This is a genomic window from Bifidobacterium vespertilionis (assembly GCF_008698145.1).
Classification (GTDB): Bacteria; Actinomycetota; Actinomycetes; order Actinomycetales; family Bifidobacteriaceae; genus Bifidobacterium; species Bifidobacterium vespertilionis.
Window position 1 is genome coordinate 1 of sequence record NZ_RZNZ01000030.1, and the last position, 4,873, is coordinate 4,873.

At 63.8% G+C, this 4,873-nt stretch carries 2 protein-coding genes, 2 tRNA genes and 1 pseudogene; 3 read left to right on the top strand and 2 right to left on the bottom strand.

The window, feature by feature from the left end:
* Positions 1 to 128 (top strand): annotated as a pseudogene (locus tag EMO90_RS11980) (signal peptidase I); the annotation flags it as partial.
* A gap of 911 nt (positions 129 to 1,039) precedes the next feature.
* Here the strand turns inward: EMO90_RS11980 and pgi are convergent.
* Both pgi and EMO90_RS11990 read right to left on the bottom strand, forming a co-directional pair.
* A complete protein-coding gene (gene pgi / locus EMO90_RS11985; RefSeq protein ID WP_150355151.1) occupies positions 1,040 to 2,737 on the bottom strand; it encodes a glucose-6-phosphate isomerase in 1,698 nt (565 codons plus the stop codon).
* A 181-nt stretch (positions 2,738 to 2,918) separates the two neighbouring features.
* Positions 2,919 to 4,049, bottom strand: a complete 1,131-nt coding sequence (locus EMO90_RS11990) for a mannose-1-phosphate guanylyltransferase (RefSeq protein ID WP_150355152.1) — start codon at positions 4,047 to 4,049, stop codon at positions 2,919 to 2,921.
* 189 nt (positions 4,050 to 4,238) lie between these two features.
* On the opposite strand from EMO90_RS11990, the gene EMO90_RS11995 reads away from it, so the two are divergent.
* Both EMO90_RS11995 and EMO90_RS12000 read left to right on the top strand, forming a co-directional pair.
* Positions 4,239 to 4,311, top strand: a tRNA-Thr gene (locus EMO90_RS11995).
* 73 nt (positions 4,312 to 4,384) lie between these two features.
* Positions 4,385 to 4,465, top strand: a tRNA-Leu gene (locus tag EMO90_RS12000).
* Positions 4,466 to 4,873 lie beyond the last annotated feature (408 nt).

The following is a 4,873-nucleotide window of genomic DNA, read 5'->3' on the forward strand; positions in this document are numbered from 1 at the left end:
GCACGCACATCAGCCCGGCGTCCAAGCTGCAGCGCGGGGACATCATCGTGTTCAAGGATCCGGCCAACTGGCTGGGGCAGGAGGATACAAGCGGGCACAACGGCTACCTGATCAAGCGTCTGACCGGGTATGGGTGTGGGCGTGACACGGGGTGCGGAGCGTGACCGGGTATGGGTATGGGCGTGACACGGGGTGCGCGGCGTGACATGGGGCGTGACCGGGCGTGCGGAAGCGCAATGGTGCGTGACGCGGCGTGGACACACCCGGTCACAGGGGCACAAAAACGTTGGAATAAAGCCATTCCCAACAAGCCGTGACCGGGAATGGGCACACCATGTCACACGCCCGGTCACAACCGCACACCCAGTCACACACACCATGCCACACGCCCGGTCACGACCTAAGTCACGCAAGCGGCAGACACACGGCACGATCCACCCACTTTGAACCCGCTCTACAACAAAGCGGAACGATCACGACGTTTTCGAGACCAAAACAGGGACAAAAACGGCCCAATCCGCCCGGGATGCGAACCCCGGCGCACAAAGCGGGCAGATCATGCCATTCCCCACGTCACGGGGAGCGATTTCGACGTCACAGGGTGCGAAGTGCGTCACAGGGAGCGGACGCGCCGAGTGACGGCCTTCGGGAGGCCTTGTCCCACAACGGTTTTCGAGCAGCGTCACCGGGCGCGATCGCACCACGTGACGCACTTCGCACCAAGTGACGCCCAAATCGCGCCACGTGACGCCCGAGTCGCACCCAGTGACGGCCAACCCGTACCGAGGTGACGGGCAGAGCGATAGTTCCGTCTCAATCGAATCCCAACCCGCGCAACACAGGTTGGAACGAACATGACCGAATCATCGCCCCAATCGCCGCCCCCAAAACGCAAAATGGCACGACCGCTCCACGCTGCGACTTTGGTGCCGCAGATTTGGAACGACCGTGCCATTCAAGCGTTCTGGAGAGCGTTCAGGAGACCGTCAGGCCATCGGGCCCCGACGGAACCCCAGACGAGAGAAGCTCGGAGACGAGCTCAGAACTCCCTGTGCTCGCGGTAGAACTTGATCAGGGACTGGGTGGAGGCGTCCTGGGCGGCCAGGGCCTCGTCATCCTTGGAGATGGCCGGGGTGATCTGCTTGGCCAGCTGCTTGCCCAGCTCCACGCCCCACTGATCGTAGGAGTCCAGACCCCACACGGTGCCCTCGACGAGGGTGATGTGCTCGTACAGGGCGATCAGCTCGCCGAGTGCGAACGGGGTGAGGGCCTCGCCCAGGATGGACGTGGTCGGCTTGTTGCCCTGGAACACGCGGGCCGGGACGATGGCCTCCGGAGTGCCTTCGGCGCGGACCTCGTCGGCGGTCTTGCCGAACGCGAGGGCCTTGGTCTGGGCCAGGTAGTTGCCGAGGAACAGCTCGTGCACATCCTGGTCGCCGTCCTTGGTGGGGTTCGGGGTGTTGACGAACGCGATGAAGTCGGCCGGGATGAGCTGGGTGCCCTGGTGGATCAGCTGGTAGAAGGCGTGCTGGCCGTTGGTGCCGGGCTCGCCCCAGAAGATCTCGCCGGTCTGGGTGGTGACCGGGGTGCCGTCCCAACGCACGGACTTGCCGTTGGACTCCATGGTCAGCTGCTGCAGGTAGGCCGGGAAGCGGTGCAGGTACTGGTCGTAGGGCAGCACGGCGTGTGCGGCGGTGTTGAAGAAGTTGCGGTACCACACGTTGAGCAGACCCATGAGGGCGACCACGTTCTTCTCCACCGGGGTGTTGATGAAGTACTCGTCGATCTCGTGGAAGCCGTGCAGGAACTCCTCGAAGCGGGCCGGACCGAAGACCACGGCCAGGGAGGTGCCGACGGCGGAGTCGACGGAGTAGCGGCCGCCGACCCAGTTCCAGAAGCCGAACGCGTTGGTCGGATCGATGCCGAAGGCCTCGACCTTGTCCAGGGCGGTGGAGACGGCCACGAAGTGCTTGCGGATGGCCTCGGCGTTCTTCTCATCGGAGCCGTCGATGGCGCCGGAGGCCTTGAGGCCTTCGAGCAGCCAGGTGCGGGCCTCGCGGGCGTTGGTCAGGGTCTCCAGGGTGGTGAAGGTCTTGGAGACGATGATGAACAGCGTGGTCTCCGGATCCAGGCCCTTGGTCTTCTCGGCCAGGTCGTTCGGGTCGATGTTGGAGATGTAGCGGGCGGAGATGCCGGCGTCCGCGTAGGGCTTGAGGGCCTCGTAGGCCATGTTGGGGCCGAGGTCGGAGCCGCCGATGCCGATGTTGACGACGGTCGTGATCTTCTTGCCGGTCACGCCCTTCCACTCGCCGGAGCGGACCTTGTCGGCGAAGGCGTAGATGCGGTCGAGGGTCTCACGCACGTCCTTGACGACGTCCTGGCCGTCGACGATGTACTTGCCCTCGTCCTCGACCGGGCGACGCAGCGCGGTGTGGAGCACGGCGCGGTCCTCGGTGTTGTTGATGTGCACACCAGAGACCATGGCCTTGACGCGCTCATCCAGCTTGACGTCCTTGGCGAGATCGGCGAAGAGCTTCAGGGTCTCGGGCTTGATCAGGTTCTTGGACAGGTCGAAGTGCAGATCGCCCGCGTCGAAGGAGAGCTGCTCAACGCGCTCCGGCTCCTCGGCGAACCACTTCTTGAGGCTGATGCCCTCGGCCTGAAGATCGTTGTAGTGCTTCTGCAGCGCGGCCCAAGCGGGGGTCTGCGTTGCGTCGACAGGAGGATTGATGGCCATGTGTCGGTCCTTTCATCATCACCAGTGAAAGCGTCGCAGCCTCGATGCGAAATCAGCGGCCACGCCGTTCCTTTCATGTAACAAGTTACTTACAAAAGTGGACAGAATCGCACAGTTCACCTCATGGTCACCCTCCGGCAACCATCGCCCGGCGAGTCGCCTGATTATGCCCGCCACACGGTCACAGCACGTCGGTCCGGCCGATCGCGCGCAGATGCGCCACCATGTCCTTGACCTCCTGGCTGCGAGCGCGCGGGGCGATCAGCAGCGCGTCGGGCGTGTCCACCACCACCAAGTCATCCACGCCCAGCAGCGAGATCATACGGCCCGATTCCGGCGCCACCACATCGCCGGCCGAATCGAGGTGGACCACGCGATCCGCGTCGCCCAGCACCTTGACGTTTTTCCTGTTGACGCTCGGCAGCAGCGCAGCCACCGAGTTGAAGTCGCCGATGTCGTCCCAGCCGAAGCCGCCGGGGACCATCGCCACACCGCCATCCAGCGACAATGGCTCGGCGATTGCGTAATCGAATGCGATCTTCTCCACACCCTCCCAATGCTCGTCCATCGCCGCATCGAACGCTTCCGGTCCATTCAGAGCCGCGTCGGCAATCAGATCAACAGTCTCGGCGATCGACGGCTTGTACGCGCGCAGGCGATCAAGCAGCACATCCGCGCGCATCACGAACATGCCGGCGTTCCAGCGGTATTCGCCGGTGGACAGATAGGCCAGCGCGGTGGCGGCGTCGGGCTTCTCCACGAACCGGCGAACCAGCCTGGCCGAGGGCGCATCTGGAATCTCGGAGGATAGGGAATGCCCCTGATGGATGTAGCCGAAGGCCGTGGATGGGCGCGTGGCGGCGATGCCGATCGTGGTGACATACCCCGCGCGGGCGGCGGCCACGGCCTGGCGCACCGACTCGGCGAAGGACTCGTTGTCGCGGATCACATGGTCCGCCGCGAAGGATCCGACCACGATGTCCCCGCCGTGCCGCTTGGCCAGAATGGCCGTGGCGAGCGCGATCGCGGCCGTGGAGTCGCGCGGGACGGGTTCCGCGAACAGAGCGTCCGGACCGAGCCCGGGCAGCTGATCGCGCACGGCCCGCGCATGGGCCCGGCCGGTGGAGACCGCCACATGATCGGCGCCGGCCACGGCCGCAAGACGATCGAAGGTGGCCTGAAGCATGGTGCGGCCCTCGCCAAGCAGGTCGTACAGGAACTTGGGACGCGATGCGCGGCTCAGCGGCCACAGGCGCGTGCCGGTGCCGCCGGCCGGGATGATCGCGTAGAAATCGCCGGAGTTGGAGATCATGGGGCTGTTCATGGGTCCATTGTTCCGCAGATCGGGGGAAAAGCCAAGGATGGCGGGGCGCTGGCGGCACGCATGCGACATGCGGAAGACCCGCGGAAGGCCCACACGCGAGGCCGATTCGACAAAGTCCGAATGATGCGCTATGCTCTCTATCTTGTGCGCGGGTGGCGAATGCCTCCCGGGCCGCACGCCACTTTAGCTCAGTCGGTAGAGCGGCTCACTCGTAATGAGCAGGTCGACAGTTCGATTCTGTCAAGTGGCTCGGATGCCCTAGGTTGCGCCGGGATGCCGGTTCACCTAGGGTTTTGCATATGCGGCGGCATCGCCGTCCGCACGCGCGAGTGGCGAAATCGGTAGACGCGCAGGATTTAGGTTCCTGTGTCTTTGACGTGTGGGTTCAAGTCCCATCTCGCGCACCTTGGCTCTGCACTTCCAATCTGGACTTTCCAATCTGGACCGCCAGAATCGCAGATTGGAACAATTCTGCGAATACAGAGCCCGAATGGGACGCTGAATCGCAGATTTGTTCCAAGCTGCCGGAATCGGGCCGTAGGTTGGAATAGTTCGACGAGTGAGCGGGAGCGAAGAAGCTCTGGCCATTCACACGAGGCCGTAGTGCAGGAGGTCATAGTGCGGGAGGTTAAGGATCCTTCGGCTCCGCCCTAAAAGGGCTTCGCTCAGGATGAAAGGGCTGGGAGGGCGGATTTTAGTGGTGGTTGCAACACCTGAGTGATTTGCCACCTCGAACGGTGGTCTTCGCGATGACGCGATCATATCATGAGGCGTTGATGAGCGCGAGGATCCTTTCACTGGGCTTGTCGTAC

What these genes read in the sequence shown, in the direction of transcription:
- EMO90_RS11990 (WP_150355152.1), bottom strand. Translation starts at nt 4,049, where the DNA reads ATGATCTCCAACTCCGGCGATTTCTACGCGATCATCCCGGCCGGCGGC.
- pgi (WP_150355151.1), bottom strand. Translation starts at nt 2,737, where the DNA reads ATGGCCATCAATCCTCCTGTCGACGCAACGCAGACCCCCGCTTGGGCC.